Annotated in this window: 13 protein-coding genes and 1 pseudogene; 8 read left to right on the top strand and 6 right to left on the bottom strand. The window is 69.4% G+C overall.

Going from position 1 to position 16,237, the window contains the following annotated elements; genetic code table 11:
• The first annotated feature begins 101 nt into the window (after positions 1–101).
• The 4 genes and pseudogenes from ACTWQR_RS26445 to ACTWQR_RS26430 all read left to right on the top strand — a co-directional run bounded on the left by ACTWQR_RS26445 (position 102) and on the right by ACTWQR_RS26430 (position 5,003).
• Positions 102–2,207 (top strand): PEP/pyruvate-binding domain-containing protein, encoded by a 2,106-nt coding sequence (locus tag ACTWQR_RS26445; protein WP_443229665.1) that lies wholly within the window; start codon positions 102–104, stop codon positions 2,205–2,207.
• A complete protein-coding gene (locus ACTWQR_RS26440; protein WP_443229664.1) occupies positions 2,204–3,118 on the top strand; it encodes a hypothetical protein in 915 nt (304 codons plus the stop codon). Before ACTWQR_RS26445 ends, ACTWQR_RS26440 begins: the two co-directional genes overlap by 4 nt.
• Positions 3,119–3,689: 571 nt before the next feature.
• Positions 3,690–3,846 (top strand): annotated as a pseudogene (locus tag ACTWQR_RS26435) (IS110 family transposase); the annotation flags it as partial.
• A 290-nt stretch (positions 3,847–4,136) separates the two neighbouring features.
• Positions 4,137–5,003, top strand: a complete 867-nt coding sequence (locus ACTWQR_RS26430; RefSeq protein WP_443229663.1) for a calcium-binding protein — start codon at positions 4,137–4,139, stop codon at positions 5,001–5,003.
• A gap of 308 nt (positions 5,004–5,311) precedes the next feature.
• Here ACTWQR_RS26430 and ACTWQR_RS26425 read toward each other — a convergent pair whose 3' ends face one another.
• Entirely contained in the window at positions 5,312–5,752 is a 441-nt protein-coding gene (locus ACTWQR_RS26425; RefSeq protein WP_443229662.1) for a hypothetical protein, read from the bottom strand.
• A gap of 304 nt (positions 5,753–6,056) precedes the next feature.
• Positions 6,057–6,980 carry an RNA polymerase sigma-70 factor gene (locus ACTWQR_RS26420; protein ID WP_443229661.1) on the bottom strand — a complete coding sequence of 308 codons (924 nt, stop codon included), beginning with the start codon at positions 6,978–6,980 and terminating at the stop codon, positions 6,057–6,059.
• A gap of 199 nt (positions 6,981–7,179) precedes the next feature.
• Here ACTWQR_RS26420 and ACTWQR_RS26415 point away from each other — a divergent pair, with 199 nt between their 5' ends.
• From ACTWQR_RS26415 to ACTWQR_RS26400, 4 genes are all read left to right on the top strand, one after another.
• Positions 7,180–7,665: a carboxymuconolactone decarboxylase family protein gene (locus ACTWQR_RS26415; RefSeq protein WP_443229660.1), complete on the top strand. Its 486-nt coding sequence runs from the start codon at positions 7,180–7,182 to the stop codon at positions 7,663–7,665.
• Between the two features lie 1,089 nt (positions 7,666–8,754).
• Positions 8,755–9,387, top strand: a complete 633-nt coding sequence (locus ACTWQR_RS26410; RefSeq protein WP_443229659.1) for a GNAT family N-acetyltransferase — start codon at positions 8,755–8,757, stop codon at positions 9,385–9,387.
• A gap of 146 nt (positions 9,388–9,533) precedes the next feature.
• Positions 9,534–10,103, top strand: a complete 570-nt coding sequence (locus tag ACTWQR_RS26405) for a TetR/AcrR family transcriptional regulator (protein WP_443229658.1) — start codon at positions 9,534–9,536, stop codon at positions 10,101–10,103.
• Between the two features lie 802 nt (positions 10,104–10,905).
• Positions 10,906–11,718, top strand: a complete 813-nt coding sequence (locus tag ACTWQR_RS26400) for an oxidoreductase (protein ID WP_443229703.1) — start codon at positions 10,906–10,908, stop codon at positions 11,716–11,718.
• A 310-nt stretch (positions 11,719–12,028) separates the two neighbouring features.
• On the opposite strand, the gene ACTWQR_RS26395 is transcribed toward ACTWQR_RS26400, so the two are convergent.
• From ACTWQR_RS26395 to ACTWQR_RS26380, 4 genes are all read right to left on the bottom strand, one after another.
• The gene (locus tag ACTWQR_RS26395) at positions 12,029–13,132 is read right to left on the bottom strand and encodes a PDR/VanB family oxidoreductase (RefSeq protein ID WP_443229657.1); all 1,104 of its coding nucleotides are present in this window, start codon (positions 13,130–13,132) and stop codon (positions 12,029–12,031) included.
• Positions 13,133–13,164: 32 nt separating this feature from the next.
• Entirely contained in the window at positions 13,165–14,076 is a 912-nt protein-coding gene (locus tag ACTWQR_RS26390; protein ID WP_443229656.1) for a metal-dependent hydrolase, read from the bottom strand.
• 85 nt (positions 14,077–14,161) lie between these two features.
• Positions 14,162–15,100 carry an alpha/beta fold hydrolase gene (locus tag ACTWQR_RS26385; RefSeq protein WP_443229655.1) on the bottom strand — a complete coding sequence of 313 codons (939 nt, stop codon included), beginning with the start codon at positions 15,098–15,100 and terminating at the stop codon, positions 14,162–14,164.
• A complete protein-coding gene (locus ACTWQR_RS26380) occupies positions 15,097–16,233 on the bottom strand; it encodes a hypothetical protein (RefSeq protein WP_443229654.1) in 1,137 nt (378 codons plus the stop codon). Before ACTWQR_RS26380 ends, ACTWQR_RS26385 begins: the two co-directional genes overlap by 4 nt.
• Positions 16,234–16,237 lie beyond the last annotated feature (4 nt).

Genomic DNA, 16,237 nt, shown 5'->3' with positions numbered 1-16,237 from the left:
CCATGCGGGCCAGGTCGACGGTCGTGGCCTCAGGCGGACCGGCGCGGAGTTCCGCACGCGACCAGATGCACATGTCCACGTATTCACAGGAAGGATGACCCATGGGATTCGAGGGTGCTGAACTGGCGGTGGTGCCGCTGGACTCGGATCAGGCTGCGGACGCGACCGTCGCCGGAGCGAAGGCCGCCAACCTCGCTCGCGCGGCCGTGGCGGGACTGCCCGCGCTGCCGGGCTTCGTGCTGGTGCCCGTGAAGCGGGGGCCCGGGGCACAGTCCGGCGAGGATGCGGTGCGTTCCGCGTGGCGCTCCCTGGCCGGGCCGGAGGGGCAGGAGAGGCCGCTGGTCGTGCGCTCCTCCTCCGCCCACGAGGACACCGAGGAATCCTCCATGGCGGGGCGCTTCGACTCGGTGCTGGACGTGCGGGGGTGGGAGGACTTCACCACCGCGGTGCAGACCGTGCTCGACTCCGCGCGACGGGTACGGCCGATACGACCGCCGCAGGACACCCCGGAGGACGACGGGATGGCGGTACTGGTGCAGCCGATGCTCACCTCGGCCGTCGGCGGCGTGATGTTCGGCGCCGACCCGGTGGACGGCCGCACCGACCGGATCCTGGTCAGCGCGGTACGCGGCGGACCGGACCAGCTGGTCGACGGCAGCACGCAAGGCGTGCGTTACCAACTGACCCGTATGGCCCGGCTGGTGCGGACGGAGCCGGCCGAGTTCCGCGGGGAGCGGCTGCTGTCGCACCGGCAGCGGGTCCGGCTGGTGCAGCTGGCCAAGCAGACCGAGCGGGTGTTCGGCGGGCCGCAGGACATGGAGTTCGGCTTCGACGCCGAAGAACGACTGTGGCTGTTCCAGGCGCGTCCCATCACCGCGATGGCCGCGCGGCCGCCCCGGGGCGCCCGCCTGCTGGGGCCCGGCCCGGTCGCCGAGACCCTGCCCGGTGTACTTCAGCCACTGGAGGAGGACCTGTGGGTGACCCCGATGTCCCACGGCCTCACCCTGGCCCTCGACATCGCCGGGGCGGCACCGCGGCGCCGACTGCGCAGACTCCCCCTGGTGACCACCGTGGAAGGACGGGCCGCGGCCGATCTGCAACTGCTGGGCGCCGTACCATCCGCCCACCCCGTCCTGGACTTCGTCAACCCCGGCCCGGGTGCCCGTAAAGCGGGAGCGGCCTGGCGCGTGGGCCGACTCCGCTCGGCGCTGCCGATGCTGGCGGTCGACCTGATGGCCGACGTGGACCGTGCGCTGGCCGACTTCCCGCCACCCGGCGAGATGCTCAGCGGCCAGCTCCTCGACGCCGTCGCCTGGGGCCGACAAGTGCTGTCCTCCCTGCACGCCCAGGAATCCCTCGCGGGCGCCCTCCTCGGCGCCGGGACCGGCGCCACCTCCGCGGGGGAGGCACTGGCCGAGCTGGCCGAGGGCCGCTCCCGCGGTCTGACCGACGAACAGCTCGTCGAACGACACCCCGTACTGCTGGCCCTGCTGCCGCCCACGCTCGGCGACCGGGCACCGCTGCCGCAACAGACCGGCTGGACCACGGCGCCGCGCGGTGTCGGCGCACTGCCGGTGCGCGAAGGACTGCGGCTGCGCATCCGCTGGGTGCAGGAGATGCAGGCACAGATGGTGCGGGAAATGACACGCCGGCTGGGCCCTGGTGAATGCCACCTCGGACTGACCCGCCTGTCGTTGCTGCGCTGGGACGAACTGGTCAAGGCGGCGGACGGCGCCGGGCTGCCGGCCGACCTCGCCGAACGACAGCCGCGGCCGGACACCGGACCGCTGCCCGCCGCGTTCCGCCTGGCCGACGGCCACCCGGTGGCCCAACTCCCGCCCGGACACCGTACGTCCGGCGAGGGGCAGGGAGCCGGCGGCGGATTCGGCACGGGCACGGCCTGGGACGGCCACGGCGCACGCCCCGACCATCCCGTCCTCGTCGTCCGCTCCCTGGACCCGGCCCTGGCACCGCTGCTGCCCGGCCTGGCGGGACTCGTCGCGGAGACCGGCAGCGCCCTGTCCCACCTCGCCGTGCTCGCCCGTGAGTACCGCGTCCCCACGGCGGTCGGCGTACCCGGAGCGGTGGACCGCTTCCTGCCCGGCTCAGCACTCACCGTCGACGGCGGGACCGGCGCGGTCACCGCGGACGACAGCACCGATGCGGCAACCGAAGCCACCACGACACGAGAGGAGCCGGCGGCATGAAGGCCCTCAGACTGGTCGGCTACACCTTCGGCGGACTGTCCGCCGTCTACGCCGGCTACTACACCGTGCTCTACCTGACCCGCTGGGAATGGCAGCGGGCCCTGATCTCCGCCGCCCTGCTCATCGTCGTCGAGGTCTTCCTCGCCACCGTTCTGCTGCTCACCCGCCTGACCCGGCTGGAGGCCCGGCTGGAGCAGTCGGACGCCCGCGTCGAGGAGGTACGTAAGCGCCTCGAACTGACCCGTGATCCGGTGCCGAACCACTTCAACTGGCTGCGCTCGAGCGACCTGACGGATGTGAACGGAAGCCGCACGTTCGTCTTCGTACCCGTGCTGATGGTGGCCGGTGCCGCGCTCTCGGGGCTCGCCATGGTCCTCCAGAAGGTCGCCGGAGCCACGGCACGGCCGGGCGCGGAACGTCGACTGGCCGGACGGCTGGCAGTTCTGACCGCCCCGCCGACCACCGGGACGGCCTCCCTGGAGGACCAGACGGCCGTACCGCCCGCCCGCACCGGCCGACGGGCGATCGCTGTGGTGGCGGCCGTGGCGGGCCTCGTGCTGGTGCCCGTGTTGTGGTCCGCATTGGCGGACGCGACGCAGACACGGGCCGAAGAGGCGCCGGACGCCGTGAGTACGACCATGGTCTTCCGCGTGGAGACCCGCGGCGACCAGAGCCCGGAGGCAGTCCAGCTCGCCGCTCAGGACCTGTGGGAGACCTGCCGCCGCTCCACGGCGGCAGAGAACGGCGACGCCACCCTGAACCGGATGGACGCCGACGTGTACACCGGCGTCGTTCGACCCGCACTGCCCTCGCACGACATGATGCGGCTGCGCGGGTGCATCGAGGACGCCAACACCAACCGCACCAGCGCCGTCGTGCTGGGGGAGGGGCAGGTGGCGCAACGGGGCTGACCGCGAACTCGTCGTCCACCGTGATCGTCACGAGCTGACCGTGCTGGACCTCCGAGGACATCGGCCGCTGTGCCCAGTCTCAGGACGTCGAGCATGGTGAGCCACGTGCGGTTGGGTGCGTTGTTCGCCGGATTGCGATGCGCGTGACCGCCTGGTCGAGCCGGTCGGCGATGCGGCCGGGTGGTTCTCCTGGGGCCAAGGCCCATCTGGCTTGTGCCCTGCGTCCGCCTCCCGGACGTACGGGGAGTGGCGTTCAGTCCCGATGCCATGGCTCTTGCGGGTCGGTGCCTGGTGGTGGCTGCTCCCGGAGGCCCCCTGCGGACGGTCGCGTCGTCGGTTCGGGTCTGCGACGCCGTACCCGGTGCGGACCGTACGAGGACACGACGTCCGCCTTCGCGATTCCTCGCCTCTACAGCCAGGGTATTTCCAGCCTCCCGGAGGGTGTTCGGAGGAACCATTAGAAGCTGAGCAACACAAAATCCTAACTTCTGGCCCCGTTGACACTCAGAGAGTTTCGATTGCGCACTACAGGCAATTCTGAAAGAAAGTACCGTATCGCCCGAGATGTCGACCTTCCCGGTTCTTTTATGACCGAAAGCGAGCCGAGGGGAAACGCCACCCCCAGTCCCTGTTCGCGCTCGCCCGCCGCGGAGACAACGCCCCGGTGAGCCCTGGTCCGAAAGCGGCGTCTCTGCCAAGTCGTCCCGCCTCAGCCCACCACCGGCTAGGTTTCCTCTCTCGAGCTGCGCGTCTACGGCAAGACCGCAGAGACGCACGGTCGCAATATCTTCACGAAACTGGGCCGGGAACCCGATCCGCAGGGGCGCCCGAGTGTTCTCGCCGTGCTCGCCTTTCGAGAAGGATGACGGGCAGGTGAATTCGGTCGAACATCGCAGGTTACTCCCGCTGTCTCCACCGTGAAAGAGCGGATGCATTTCTGTGCCGCAGGCAACCAAGTACTTGCCCCATGGGTCACCCATTGCGAAAGGATCCACAACCGCCTCATGGAGGTTATGCAATGTCGTCTCGCCTCGTCACTCGCCGGGTGTTACGCGCCTTGTCGGTTCTCACGCCGGTACTCGGTATAGGGCTGGCCATTCCGATCGCCGTGGCCGGCACGGCGGGCGCCGCGGAGCCGTCGGCCACGGCCGCGGTGAACGAGTACGGCTGGCACCTCACCTACACGGCCGCCCCCGGCCAGGCCAACAAGGTGGCCATCACCCAGTCGTTCACCAGCGACCGTACTCGGTTCACCTATGTGATCGACGACGTCGTCCCGATCGACGCCGGGAACCGCTGCGGCTACCCCGACAGCGCGGACAACACCAAGATCTCCTGCACGGTCGAGGCCCCTGAGAGCCAGTCCCCACTCGACTCCATGGAGATGGACCTCGCCGACGGCGACGACACCGTCTCCCTCGACAACGCCACCGACCAGATCTACTACTACAACGTAATCGAGCTGGGCGACGGCAACGACAAGGGGACCGGCGACACCATCAGGCGCGTCGACGGCACTAGCGTCGGGGGCGGCGCAGGCGACGACATCATCACGGTGGGCGTGTACGGGTACGCCGGGGGCGGTGACGGCGACGACACGGTCTACGCCAACGGCGAAGGCGGCATCGTGAATGCCAACGCGGGCGACGACGTGATCCACGGTGGAGAGGGCGACCAGCTGCTGCGAGGCGACGACGGCAACGACACGGTCTACGGCGACGACGGCGACGACGAGCTGTACGGCGGCAGGGGCAACGACATCCTGCACGGGAACGCCGGCGCTGACCGGATGTGGGGGAACAGCGGCGACGACGAGCTGTACGGCGGGCCCGGCACGGACACGCTCTCCGGCGGCCCGGGCAACAACATCGTCCGTCAGGACTGACGGTCTCACCGTCCGGGGAACTGTGCGGTCACCCTTGCGGTTCCCCCAGCTCCCCGAACGCGGCGCTCTGGTCGCGGTCTCCCCAGAAGGCTGCGGGCAGCCGGATACGTCGCCCATGCCCAGCGTCATGGCGGCCCTGGGCTTGAAGGCCGGCGCGAGCGGCTGGTAACCCGGCAAGGCCGCAGCCGCAACCACGCATCGCACGGCTCGCCAGGCCGGTTCCATGTCGGGCCGGCACCTGTCACGCCTGGTGATGGCCGACGCGTGGTCACCCGTCCGCGGACGGGTGACCACAGGTCAGCAGACGGCTACTCCGGCTGTGTCACGGCCAGCGCCCACCGAATCGAATCAGCCGAAGCGTCGACAGCCACAGAGAAAGATCCCGGACGAACCACCCCGGCCTGCATGGTTACCGAGCCCACCCCGGCAGCTCCGGCCGGACAATCGACCGAGAACGCGGCAACCTCCACTTGCTGCGACTCCATCGTCACCCGCACGCTGCCGCCACCCTCGCAGGCCACGGTGAGTATGGTCGGCAGCCCCTCCCACGCGCCCCCCGACACCAGACCGCCATCTCCCGTGCGTTCCTCCACCCACACCAAGCCCTCGGGACCAGGGTGGGGCAATAAGACATCGGTCGATGCGGCGGCAGGCCCCGCCCCCACACCCGTCAGCCCCGACACCGTCAACGCCGTCACGGCCAGAGCTTTCCTCGTGCGTCCCACGTTCGCTCCTTCTTGATCCGTCATGAACACCACAGTCTGCCCAAGACGAATGACCTCGCACGTGAGTTCCTGTACTCAGGAGGCCTCGGCGCGGGTCTTCCGGACGGCATCCGAGGTGGTCGACGCCGGGCGCCCGAAGTGGCCAGGCGCCGCACTCAGTGGATTTCCCATCTTCTGCTCTTCGCAGGGAATCCCGGTCTTCAGGCCGGGCGGGAATGCGGTCCTCGGCCCAAAGGCGCGAAGGGGGCCGCCTTGCCACTGTCCTCCTCGCGCTTCTGAAGGGCAGCGCCCAGCTCCCCCAGGTCGCCCGAGGTGGATCGGTTCCGGCTCAGCGGCCAACTGGGGTCTCCCGGTCGATGCGTGACAGCTTCTCGGGGTTGCGGACGGCGTAGAAACCGGTGATGAGGCCGCCCTCGAGGCGTACCGCCAGGACGGCGTCGATCTCGCCGCCCGCGCGCAGGATCAGTGCCGGGTGGCCGTTGACCTGTGCAGGCTGCAAGGTCGCGGACGTGAGCCTGCTCAGCACGTTGGCCACCGCTTCGGCGCCCACGACAGGCTCCAGCGCGGCCCGTACGACTCCGCCGCCATCGGTCAGCAGCACGACATCCGGAGCGATCATGTCAAGCAGGCGCTGTAAGTCGCCTGTTTCGACGGCCTGTTGGAAAGCCGCGAGGGCACTGCGCGTCTGCGCCGGGGAGACGACCTCGCGCGGTCGGCGCGCCGCGACGTGGGCCCGTGCGCGGTGGGCGATCTGCCGGACCGCGGCGGGGGTCTTGTCGACGGCCTGCGCGATCTCGTCGTACCCGAGATCGAAGACCTCGCGCAGCACGAACACGGCCCGCTCGGTCGGCGTGAGCGTCTCCAGCACGAGCAGCATCGCCATGGAGACGCTGTCGGCCAACTCGACGTCCTCGGCGACATCGGGTGCGGTGAGCAGGGGTTCGGGCAGCCAGGGGCCGACGTAGGACTCCTTGCGTCGACGCAGCGTACGCAGCCGGGTCAACGCCTGGCGCGTGGTGATGCGAACCAGGAAGGCACGCGGGTCCCGCACCGTGTCGTGGTCGACGTCCGCCCAGCGCAGCCAGGTCTCCTGGAGAACGTCCTCAGCGTCGGCGGCGGAGCCGAGCATCTCGTAGGCAACGGTGAACAACAGGTTGCGGTGGGCGACGAACGCCTCGGTGGCCGAGTCCGCCCGCCCGGCGCGAGGGCTGTGCCCGGTCAAGCCGGTCGCTCGCTCGGTGCGCTCGTCCATCGTCGGCTCCTGCCTGTTGCGTCTCTGGTTCGTGTCGCGCACAAGACGCCGCCACTCCCTGTCTTGTGACACAGGGGCCCGGTGGCCTTCGTCACATCGCTGTGTTGTCACAGGGCCGTGGCGACCGGCGCCTTGTGTGCGTCAGGACGCTGCGCGGACGATCCGCGCGGCACACGATTCCACAAGCGAGGACGTTGTGATGGAACCCCGTATGAACCTGTTCGACCACGAGATCGGCACCAAGATCGGCAAGCGGATCTTCGCCGTCAGCCAGGTGATCCAGGAGTCGCCGCTGCCCAAGCCGACCCAGGAGTTGGTGCAGCTGCGCGCCAGCCAGATCAACGGCTGCGGTTTTTGCGTCGACATCCATGGCAAGGACGCCGCGGCCGCCGGTGAGACCTCGGCCCGGCTGAACCTGGTCGCCACCTGGCGCCACTCCAGCGTGTTCACCGAGGCCGAGCGGGCCGCGCTGGCCCTCACCGAGTCGGGCACGCGCATCATCGACGGCTACGAGGGTGTCTCCGACGAGACCTGGGCCGAAGTGCGCAAGCACTTCGACGACGACCAGGTCATCGGGCTGGTCTCCCTGATCGCCATGATCAACGCGACGAACCGGCTCGGTGTGATCCTCAACAACCAGGGCGGCGCTTACGAGCCGGGCAATCTCGCCACCATCGCCGTCTGATCACCATTGATGCCGACGGTCCGGCCCTCGATCGTTGGATCGGGGTCGGCCCAGCGGCGGGCAGATCATCAACCTCGGATCGGCAGAGGGGGTCCGCGGGAACCCCCTGGCGCCGAGTTACGCGGTGGCGAAGGCCGGTGTTCACGCGTGGACCGGTCTGTGGCTGCGGCGTGGGAGAGGTACGGGGTCACGGTCAACGCCGTGGCGCCGACGGTCAGTACGCGGGGCGCCGAACGGCTGTGGGAGCACCTGGGCCCAGGGAGCATGCCGTGTGACCTTGCTTCCGCCGGCCTTCTTCATGAGTGCGGCAAGGAGTGGCCGCGCGGGCTGAGAGCGGCTTGGTCGTGATGCCTCCGCCTCGCGAGCCGGTGACGATGCAACAGGCCCTGGACTGCACAGGCGCAACCAGCCCATGACGCGACACTCACCTGTCCGTCCTCGGATCGTGCTCCGGTCCGCACGTCGAGTCTGTGATGGGCGCGCCCGATGGCTTCGTATCCGAAGGCTTCCGCTGTGCTACCTACCGACGCGTGCGCAGTTTGGCCAGGAGTCGCTGCAGCTTCGCCTGATTGCGGGGATCGGACGCCGCGCGACGCGCCTGAGCCACGGCACGCTGCCCTTGCGGGCTTCGGGCGAACCTCATGAGGCGTTCCAGCATTCTGGCCACGGCATTCCTTCCAAGTGATCTGACTGAAGCAGTCCTTGAGCCTACCTCCCGAATTGTCGATTGCCCCCAAGGGGAGGAAGGCGAGGCCCGGCACATGGTGCCGGCGGCGGCCAGAAGGTACGAGTGGCTGCCCGGCGGCTGACCTTCGCCCCCGCCCGCCCCGGAGGGCACCGCCCCGCCCGGCTGGGGGCCTCTTCGCGGTGACGGACCGCAGGGGCGTACGGCGGTAGGCGGCCGCGGAGTTCATGCGAGGGCTGCTGTAACGGACGGCGCTCCGCACGGCGGCGATCCCGGAGTGGACGGCGGGCTCAGGCTGCCGGTCGGGACAGCAAAGCCACCAGTGCGGAACTCCGGTCGGTCAGCCGCCGGCGCACCCCGGGGAGCGTCTTGTGGGAGCGCTCCCATTTGTGCAGGATGCTGCGATGACCTCGTCTCCCGCCGTACGTCCGTACCGTTCCGACGACCGAGAAGCCCTCGACGACATCTGTGTCCGCACCGCGCACAACGGGCGGGACAGCCGACCCGTCTACGCGGACCCCGGGATCTTTCCGGTGACCTTCGCCGCTCCGTACGTCCATCTGGAGCCGGAGCTGGCCTTCGTACTCGATGACGGGCAAGGGCGGGCGGTCGGATACGTCCTCGGTGCGGCGGACACGATCCGCTTCGTCGAGCGGTTCCGGTCACAGTGGCTGCCGCTGGTCGCGGACCGATATCCGGAGCCCGTCGGGGCGCCGAGCACGCCGGACGAGGCGATCATTCAGCTGCTGCACCACCCCGAGCGGATGGTCGTCCCCGAAGTCGCCGCGTATCCGGCTCATCTACACATCGATCTGCTTCCCGAGTGGCAGGGGCGTGGTCACGGTCGTGCGTTGATGCGGTCGTTGTTGCAGGCCCTCCAGGACCGCGGTGTGCCGGCTGTCCATCTGTCCATGGTGACGGCCAACGCTCCGGCCAGGGCCTTCTACGACCGCCTGGGTTTTCATGAGATCGAGGTGCCGGACGTGGGGCCGGTCACCCATCTCGGGCGGACGACGAGAGAGCTCGACGGGCTGTGACGAACGGGCGTGTCTGCTGCCGTGGCGGGCGGCTCCGGGCAATGTTGCGCGGACTGCATCAACGGGTTCGTTGTGAAGTGTTTGGACAGCACCGCTGTGTAAACCGATCGGTTTTCATTTCGGTGGAATCGAGTTAACCTCGCAGTGTGACCATCAAGGCGAAGCGAAGTCCCCGGGAGCGGCTGCTGGACGCTGCGGCCACGCTCACCTACCGAGACGGTGTCGGCATCGGCGTCGAGGCGCTGTGCAAGGCGGCGGGGGTGTCCAAGCGCTCCATGTACCAGCTGTTCGAGAGCAAGGACGAACTGCTCGCGGCGAGCCTGGAGGAACGCGCCTTTGCCCATGTGGCGAGGGCCCTGCCGCCGGCGGACGACGACCGGTCACCCCGCGAGCGGATCCTGCACGTCTTCGAGCGGGTGGAACTGCAGGCGGGTGCGCCCGAGTTCCGAGGCTGTCGGTACCTGGCTGTGCAGATCGAGCTGAAGGACCACAGTCATCCTGCGAGCCAGGTGGCCCACCGGATCAAGGAGGACCTGACGGCCTTTTTCCGTGCCGAGGCCGAACGGGGTGGGGCGAGCGATCCCGGCCTGCTGGCCCGGCAGCTGATCCTGGTCTTCGACGGCGCCAGTGCCCGTGCGGGGATCGGCGCCGACAAGCTGACCGGGCTCATCGTGCCCACGGCGGCCACCTTGCTCGATGCGGCAGGCATGCGCTGACGCATCGCCTTTCCGGGCGGGTTCCGTGACTGATGTGCTCTCCGGGCTGATGCCGGTCTCAGGTAACCGGCACGGCCCGCATGGCTTCATGCCCCTGCTCCCCGGCACTCGCGGCGAAGCTGGGTGGCCGTAAGGGAATTGATGAGCAGCCGGGCGCGGGGAGGACTGTGGTCTTGTCGGTATCGGCGCCAGGCGGCAGGGCCTGGTTTCCCGGAGCCTCATCCGGCCGGCCGAGACGCTCGCCGAGCTGGCCTTCGCCCCGCGCGTCGGTGGCTGGGGCGATGGCGTATCCCTGCACCTGCACCTGGAGCATTTCGGGGTGCGTCGAGATTCGCCGTGTGTAAGCGGTCGCCATTGGGGCTGGCCATCGTGTGGGAGGGCCCGCTTGCGCCCCTTCCCCCTTTGGCCGCCCTCTTGAAAGCCGGGCGGGCGTCCTCAATGCTCCGCGTCAAGGCGGCGACGGCGATCACTTTCTTGCCCGGGAAGAGCCGCAGGAGGTGCGGCTGCGTGACACCGGCACGCTGGGCAATCGCCTCGGTAGAGGACTAGAGGTGCCGTAGTAGCCCTTGAACGCCAACTCGGCGATCGCAGCGAGGGTATGGCGCTCTCGCGTATGTCCTGCCTGCTCATTCGGCCCGTGCCGCCATGCCGGCGGGCGCCGGTCAGCCCAGCCTGAAGCCAGCCGGTGAGGCGTGCCTGGGAACAGTTCCTCGATTGAGCTTGTGCATTGGAAACCGATCGGTTTACAGTGAGGCGAGACGAGGAAACCGATCGGTTTCCCGGGTGAGTTCGGGAGTGCATGATGACGACAAATCGGCCGGTGGCTCTGGTGACGGGTGCGTCCTCCGGTATCGGCAAGGAAGCCGCGCTCGCGCTGGTCGCGGCGGGGTTCGAGGTGGCCGGTACGGGCCGGGACACCTCGCGTGTCGCCCCGCTTCACGGGGTGACGTTCTTCGACCTCGACGTGGCCAGTGACAAGTCGGTCACCGCCGTGGTCCAGCAGGTGATCGGCCGCTTCGGGCGGATCGACGTCCTGGTCAACAACGCAGGCATCGGCTCGATCGGCGCGGCCGAGGAAACCTCCCTCGCGCAGGCCCAAGGCGTCTTCGACATCAACGTCTTCGGCGTCATGCGCATGGTGAAGGAGGTCCTGCCGCACATGCGCGCGCAGGGTCGCGGACGCATCATCAACCTCTCGTCCGTGCAGGGGTTCATCCCCGCCCCCTACATGGCCGTCTACGGCGCGTCCAAGCACGCGATCGAGGGCTACTCCCAGTCCCTGGACCACGAGGTCCGGGAGTACGGCGTCCGCTCGCTCCTCGTCGAACCCGCCTACACCCGGACCGGATTCGAGGCCAACAGCGCCAAGCCCGACACTCCCCTGCAGACCTACGCCGACCAGCGGCACGTCTTCGACCGCCTGATGACGGAAGCGATCAAGGGCGGTGACGACCCGGCCGTGGTCGCCAAGACGATCGTCACGGCAGCGACCGACACCAAGCCGAAACTGCGCTACGCCGCCGGCCCCATGGCCGGACGCGCACGCATGCTCCGCTTCGTTCCCGCCTGGGTCCTGGACAAGCAGATCCGCACCATGAACAAGCTCGCCGGCTGACGCCCCCCATCCATCCACCCACCCGCCGCCACTCGCCGCCGGCCGCCCGCAAAATCCCATCGCGCCGTTGAGCGCGGGAAGCGTCGGAGATTGGGGTGAAGATCAGCCAAGTGATGTCCCGTCAACCGTTCGCGCTGCGCCCGGTGGTCGGCCTGGTGGCTCTCAAGGCGACTTGCCTCTGGATCTGGCCGGTGTCTCAGATGGACCGTCTCACCGTCCAGGCAGGGCGTCGCGCCATGGGTCGGGTATCAACCCTGCCGCTGAGGTTCCTCGCGGCGACGGCCGCGCTCTACGGGCGCTCGGCCATCGCTCACACCTCCAGCACCAACCGCTCTCCTTCCGGTGCACGCGAGACGCAGGGCAGCATGGCGCCGGCCGCACGCTCGGTGGCGGTGAGCCGGCGGTCACGGTGATCGACACGGCCATGGGCCACCCGTACCCGGCAGGTGCCGCAGAACCCCTGGCGGCAGGAGAACGGCAGGTTCGGCAGGGCCTCGTGGAGAACATCCAGGGCGGAGCGGTCGTACGGCACTGGCAGCACCCGTCCGGTGTCGCCCAGCTGAAGTTCGAAGGGACGGCCGTCCGTGATCGGGGCCGGGGCGAAACGCTCGAAGTGCAGGGCTGACGCGCGGCTCCCACCGAACGCGCGCCGAACGCCGTCGATCATGGGCGCGGGCCCGCAGCAGTACACCGCACCCGCCGCCGGGCTCAAGCTCAACAGGTCGGCTGCTTCGGGCACGCCGGACTCGTCGTCAGGACGGATGGAGACCCGGCCAGGGGCTGCGGCCGCGAGTTCGGCCAGCTCTGCCGCGAAGGGCATCGAGCCGCGGCTGCGGCCGGTGTGCGCGAGCCTCCAGTCCAGCCCGCGTCGGGCGGCTTCCCGGGCCATCGGCAGGATCGGGGTGATTCCGATGCCGCCCGCGATGAGCAGGATGAACGCCTCGGCGGCGAAGGGGAAGGCGTTCCGGGGCCGCCCGGTGATGGCGACCCGCATACCGTCTCCGAGGGCGTCATGTACCTCGGCCGAACCGCCTGCGCCGTTGGCGATGCGGCGCACCGCGATGCGGTACCGGTACCGGTCGGCAGGGTCGCCGCACAAGGAGTACTGCCGCTTGCGGCCGGAGGGCAGGTGCAGTTCGATATGGGCGCCGGGCTGCCAGGGCGGGAGTGTTCCCCCGTCGGGTGCTGCCAGCCGCAGGGAGACGACATCCTCGGCCTCTTGGTGCTTGGCGGCGACCACCAGTTCCCGGATCACGGGCATCCCGGTGGCCGGAGTGCGCCTGGGAGGAGTGCTGCGCCGCGCGAGGCGCGTGACCGCGTTGTCGCTGATAGCCGCCAGCTTCTGCATGAAGGAGTCGCCGCGCGGTCTGCCGTACAGGTCCGGCGGCCGAGTGCCGGGTGTGCCGATGTCCATGGGATGCCTCACATGCCTCACTGGTTGCCGGGTCATCGGGCAGCCGCTCGGGCAGCAGGGGACGCCGCCAGGTATGCGACCGCCTGCTGAGTCGAGCCCTCCTGGGTCGGGTGGTAGCCGGGGCGGAAGTAGCGCAGCACCGAGCGGGCGAACGCGCCCGGCGGGGGCAACAGGTCCTTGCGGGCCGCGGCCAGGTAGTCGCGGAAGCGGACCTTGACCCGATCGTCGAGTTCGGGGTCGGCGCTCATCAGGAAGCGGACTCCGCGGATCCACAGCCGGGTCAGCACCGGAGCCGTGACGAGCATGCCGGCCACTCGGCGCCGGTACCGGGGATCGAGGTGCACCAGCAGGTCGAACGCGACCGAACGGTGTTCGACCTCCTCCGCGCCGTGCCAGCGGAACAGATCGAGCATCGCGGGGTCCGCGCCGGCCTGGTCCAGGTGCCCGTTGCTGAGAATCCAGTCACCCATGTACGCGGTGAAGTGCTCGAAGGCCGCTATGAGGGCGAGCCGTTGGAGGAGGTGCGCGTGGGTGGCGGCCGGCGTCAGCTCCGGCCGGTCTCCGAGCACCCTTCGGAAGATCCATTCGGACTGCAGGGTGTACGGAGCCGGGTCAAGACCCTTGGCGAGCAGGTGCTCCAGGACCTCCTGGTGCGCCTCGGCGTGCATCGCCTCCTGGCCGATGAAGCCGCGTACGTCCTCGCGCAGCCGGTCATCGGTGATCAGTGGCAGTGCCTGCTCGAAGGTACGCACGAACCAGCGTTCGAGTTCGGGGAGCATGAGGTGGAGCACGTCGAAGGTGTGGGTCGCGAAGGGCTCACCCGGCAGCCAGTGCAGCGGGGTGGCGCCCCAGTCGAAGGTGACGTCCCGGGGTTGCAGCACCAGGTCGTGGTGGTCGATGGGCTCGGACGGACGCTCCGGGTGGGCATGTGCGGCTCGGAACATGACAGGTTCCTCCTCCGTCGGCGATCGGTGTGTGCGAAGGGGCGGTCAGGCAGTCGTCGTCCAGTACTGCCGATTCGTTGGGCTGTCAGGTCGTGTGCGGGGTGCGGTCCGGATCGCGGCGGGAGCCGTCCTCGATGCTGTTGGCGAATTCCGCGATCCGGGACGCGATCTCCTCGGGGTGGCTGAGCTGTACCCAGTGCCCGGCGTCGATCGGGTGCCGTTGTAGCCGGCTCGTCCAGTGCTCCACTCCGTACGACAGCACCGGGGTGACGCAGAAGTCGCGGGTAGGGACGATGAGTTGGATCGGGACGGTGGTCGGCCGGTCCCGGGGACGCAGCAGGCGGGGCAGCATGTTGGCGCGGTACAGAGCGGTGCCGGACACGGCGTCGCGGGCCAGCGTCGGCGCGGGGTAGGGGGTGTGCGCGGGCACGCCTTGGGAGCCGATGAGGAAGGCGCGCCAGCGGTGTCCCAGTGCTCGCCAGGTCAGGGAGGGCAGGAGCGGGAGATGGAAGTAGGCGATGTACCAGGACCGTGCGGCCTGCCGCAGCATCTTCGGCAGATCCGGATGCCCCGGTCGAAGGCGGGCACGGATCAGGTGGCCGACGTGGTCCAGGCAGGGTCCGGAGATGGAGGTGAACGAGGCGATCCGCCCGGCCAGGCGGGTGCCGGTGACCGACTCCCAGGAGTGGATAGATCCCCAGTCGTGTCCGACCAGGTGCACCGGGCGGTCGGGGCTCACGGCGTCGAGAACCGCCTCCAGGTCGGCTTCCAGGCGGGACATCCGGTAGGCGCGCAGACCGCTGGGCCGCTGGGAGGCACCGGCTCCCCGCACGTCGAAGGCGGTGACGTGGAAGCGGTCGGCCAGGCGCTCGGCGACGGGGCGCCACACGGCGCTGGTGTCCGGATAGCCGTGGACCAGCACCACCGGAGGAGCCGTGGACGCTCCCCATTGGCAGGCGGCCAACTCCACGCCGTCCACGCCGTCCACGGCGATGGCGATCCGGCGGGCGGCCGGGCCCGTCATCGGCCACCACTGGCAGGGGCCAACTCGCCGTAGTTCAGACCGCCGTGGAAGAAGCTGGGCAGCACCGGCCACTGCCGCTTGAAGCGGGCCAGCTCCGAGGAGGGCAGGATCTGCAGCCAGCGCGGATCGCGCCGGCTGGGGTCGGCGAGGGTCTTCTCCTTGACCATGGAGTCGTACTGGTCGAGAGAGTCCTCCAGGGTGTTGGCGTTGGGCACCACCTCATGGCCGTAGAACGCGGCGTGGCGACGCACCCCGGGGATGCGGGAGAGCTCGGGCTGCCAGTTGTCGGCCGAGATGCCGTTCTCGGAGGAGACCCACACCCCGTCGGGGGTGTTCAGCACCAGGGAGTGATTGCCGTCCGTATGGCCAGGGGTCCACAACAGGCTGACGCCGACACCGAGTTCGACATCGCCGTCGAAGGCGGTGACGCGCTCGTCCGGTACGCCGTCCATGCCTCCGTCGACGTACCAGGCCCACTGCATCGGATGCATCGATTCGAAGGTGCCCAGCTCCCTGCGGTGCACCAACAACCGGGCGCGCGGGAACAGCGCTTCGCGGGGCGCCTGTTCGCCAGGAATCGCGCCGGTACTTCCCATGATCATGCGCACGTCCTGGACGTGCAGGTGGTCGAAGCTGACGAAGTCCACGTCCTCGGGTCGCAGACCGCAAGAGGGCAGGACGGTGTTCGGGTCGTGGTAGTAGCGGGCGAAGACGTGCTCGGTGAGAAAGTCCCCCGCCAGCCGCTTGAGCTGGGCGTAGAACGGTGCTTGAGCCGTTCCGGCGGCGACGGTCGGCTCCCACACCAGCGTTTTGGGCTCACCGTCGAAGCCGTCGAACTGCACGACGAGCATCCGGTTGACGATGCTCACGAACGGGTTGACGGCGAGCGCGGCGCCGTGGAAGCCGAACCGGGTCGGGTACGGGGCGGCGGCGATGTCGAAACTGCGGACGGCGTGGATACGGCCCTGCTGGACGAACCGCTCACGGTAGGCGGCCGCGGCGCTGCGCACGGCGCGCAGCCGGTCACCGCGGGGCCATACGCCGTGGACACCTTCGAATTCGGGGATGGGACGCGGAGCGGCGGCGTCCTGGGCCTTCTTCGCGCTGGGCGCCGGCTTGGGCGTGGTGGTCACGGGC

It is taken from the genome of Streptomyces sp. 2A115 (assembly GCF_052245575.1).
In the GTDB taxonomy this organism is placed as follows: Bacteria; Actinomycetota; Actinomycetes; order Streptomycetales; family Streptomycetaceae; genus Streptomyces.
The sequence above is the reverse complement of the archived record's forward strand: the minus strand, read 5'-3'. Positions and strand labels throughout refer to the sequence as shown.